Raw genomic sequence first — 2,557 nt, 5'->3', positions numbered from 1 at the left:
CTGCAAACTCCGCGCTTTTTCGCCGAAACTGCTTCAACTCCGCTTCCACCCATGGCAAAAGTTGCTCCATCGCAAACCCTCCCGAAAATGCCATTTCGCAATATTGTCAGCGCCAGCGACGGGCATCATTGAGGAAGCGCAAAGCGGAAAGACTTGTATATTGCACGGAATCGGAGTATAACTAATCCATAAACGGAGGATATGATGAATTCCGCCTACGCCTACCCCAAGAGCAATTACCAGCCCGCCATGCCGGTGGATCTCAGCCACAAGGAAGAACGCGAGCGCCTGTCGCACGCCGCGCTGAAGGGCTTTTTCAAACTGGCCGCGGCCTGGAAACTGCGCGACGAAGATGCGCGCGAACTGCTGGGAGGCCTGTCCAGCAGCACCTTCTACGAATGGAAAAAGAATCCCGACCGCGTGCTGGAAGTCGACCGTATCACGCGTATTTCCTACCTGCTCGGCATCTACAAGTCGCTGCACATTATCTACGGCGACAAGCTCGCCGATGAATGGATCAGCCTGGCGAACCGCAATGTGATTTTCAGCGGCCGCACGCCGCTGGCCTTTATGCTGGCCGGCGGTATGCTCTCCATGCAGACCGTGCGCCAGCTGCTCGATGCGCGCCGTGGAGGCCTGTAATTGACGCCCTTACCGCCGCTGCGCCTGCTGCGCCAATTCGATACCTGCCGCCTGATTCCGTCCCGTTTCGTGGACAAGGAAGATTCCGTCCTTTCGGCGCTGGCCGATAACGACGACGAACTGCGTGACCTGTTCGATCTCGATAACGCGACCAACGCGCGCCTGCTGGCCGAACATGGCGGCGCATCCGGTATCGGCATCGAAGAGCTGGTGTTCTATGTGCCGAACTACCGCAGCATCAACGCCGCCTTTACCTACGCCCGTCCTGAGGGCAGCCGCTTCAACGACGGCCAGCGCGGCGCCTGGTATTGCGCCTTCGATGCGGAAACAGCGCTGGCCGAAGTCATCTTTCATAAGACCGTGGAATACGCCGAAATCGACCGCTTCGACGACAGCGTCAGCTATCAGGCCATGCTGGCCGACTTCTCTGCCGAGTTTCATGATATCCGCGGATTGGCGGAATTTGCGCCCTGCCTCGATCCGGAGAGCTACATCGCTTCCCAGCGCCTGGCCGCGCGCCTGCTGGACGCGGGTTCCATGGGCATCATCTACCCCAGCGTGCGCCGCGACGGCGGCACCAACCTTGGCTGCTTCCGCCCCGCACTGGTGGGCAATGTTCGCAAAGGCCAGGCCTATCGGTTAACATGGGAGGGTTCGCCGGCGCCCCGCGTCGAGCCGATTTAACCGATTCAAGAGATTGACCATGCAGCTTAAGCCCGAAAAAGACGCCGAACTCCGCGACAAAGTGAACCGCGAAACCGCCCGCCTCCCATGGAGCGAGTTGCTCAAGCATTTCGCCCAGGGGAATGTGATCTGGGTTGCGAACGAACTGGATCTGGTGGAAGTGGCCGTACGCATCGCCCACGACGACAAGGCCAACATCACCAAGTGGATGGAGCAAGGCATGGTCGCCAAGGTCTCCGACCAGCAGTGCCAGAGCTGGATCGATTCAGATGCCGCGCTGTGGGCGACAGTCATCAGTCCATTCATTCTCGTGCAGCAGGACAAACCCAAGGTGCATTAAAGCGCCAGGCGGTAGATCGCGTAGCCTTTACCATCGTCGGCCTGGAACTCGGTCACGGGCAGGCCTGCCGCCAGCGGCAGCTTGCCCGGCGCCGAGTGGAATATGACCGGACCTTTTGCATTCAGCGGCGTGAAGCGCCAGCTGCGTGAAAAGCCGTTGGCGCTGCGCGTCAGCGCCTTGGTCTTTTGCACGTAGGCGATGAGGATATCGCGATTGGTGTCCGGCGCGGCCAGGATGACTTGGGCAACGGGGAAGCCGCCGCCGCCGCTGCCGCGGAAGTTATTGGTCGCGATAAGGAATTCCTGCGCGTCGCCCACCGGCACGCCACGATACTCCAGCGATTTGACGCGCTGGCCCGGCGCTTGCGATACATCGATCTCGTAGCGCACTTCGTCGGAGGTGAGCAGGTCGAGATTGAATCCCGCGAAAGCCGTGTTGACCAGTTCCTGCGCCGTCGTGCGCGCAGGATCGATCGTATTGTAGCGCTGCGCTGCGCGTTCCAGCCAGGCTTTCAGCTGGGCGCCATTCACTTTTACGCCATACAGCGTGTTCGGATAGAGATACAGGTCGGCCGCGTTGTTCAAGGCGATCGCGCCCGGCGACACGTCCGTGTAATCGGCGGGACCGGYCGCGCCGGATTTGAACGGCGCGGAGACTGAAAGCACCGGCAGCGCTGCATACTGCGGCAAATTATTCTTCACGTAGCGCGACAGATAATCGGCCTGCGCCTGATTCACCACGTCAATCGCGCTCACGTCGCCCACGTCCGCAAAATAGGTGGACATGCGGAAGTCGGTGCTGCCAATCGGCGTCTTCACGTACTTCACGGCAGCCGCATGCTCGTCAGCGACCAGCCCCGCGATGGCGGGATCAGCCGCCACCGGACGTTTG

At 60.5% G+C, this 2,557-nt stretch carries 4 protein-coding genes; 3 read left to right on the top strand and 1 reads right to left on the bottom strand.

Annotated elements, in window-relative coordinates; all coding sequences use genetic code 11:
* Positions 1-204 precede the first annotated feature (204 nt).
* From AB4Z11_RS29145 to AB4Z11_RS29135, 3 genes are read left to right on the top strand one after another with little or no spacing between them, the layout of a single operon-like run.
* Positions 205-642, top strand: coding sequence for an antitoxin Xre-like helix-turn-helix domain-containing protein (locus AB4Z11_RS29145; RefSeq protein ID WP_442029315.1), 438 nt, complete (start codon positions 205-207; stop codon positions 640-642).
* A complete protein-coding gene (locus AB4Z11_RS29140) occupies positions 643-1,326 on the top strand; it encodes an RES family NAD+ phosphorylase (RefSeq protein WP_442029314.1) in 684 nt (227 codons plus the stop codon).
* Between the two features lie 19 nt (positions 1,327-1,345).
* The gene (locus AB4Z11_RS29135) at positions 1,346-1,666 is read left to right on the top strand and encodes a DUF2288 domain-containing protein (protein ID WP_442029313.1); all 321 of its coding nucleotides are present in this window, start codon (positions 1,346-1,348) and stop codon (positions 1,664-1,666) included.
* Here the strand turns inward: AB4Z11_RS29135 and AB4Z11_RS29130 are convergent.
* The coding region (locus AB4Z11_RS29130; protein WP_442029312.1) for a 5'-nucleotidase C-terminal domain-containing protein at positions 1,663-2,557 on the bottom strand (895 nt) is incomplete at its 5' end. The genes AB4Z11_RS29135 and AB4Z11_RS29130 overlap by 4 nt on opposite strands.

The sequence above is a fragment of the Pseudoduganella sp. RAF53_2 genome (assembly GCF_052113985.1).
Classification (GTDB): domain Bacteria; phylum Pseudomonadota; class Gammaproteobacteria; order Burkholderiales; family Burkholderiaceae_D; genus Rugamonas.
This window is presented reverse-complemented; position numbering and strand designations above follow the sequence as displayed.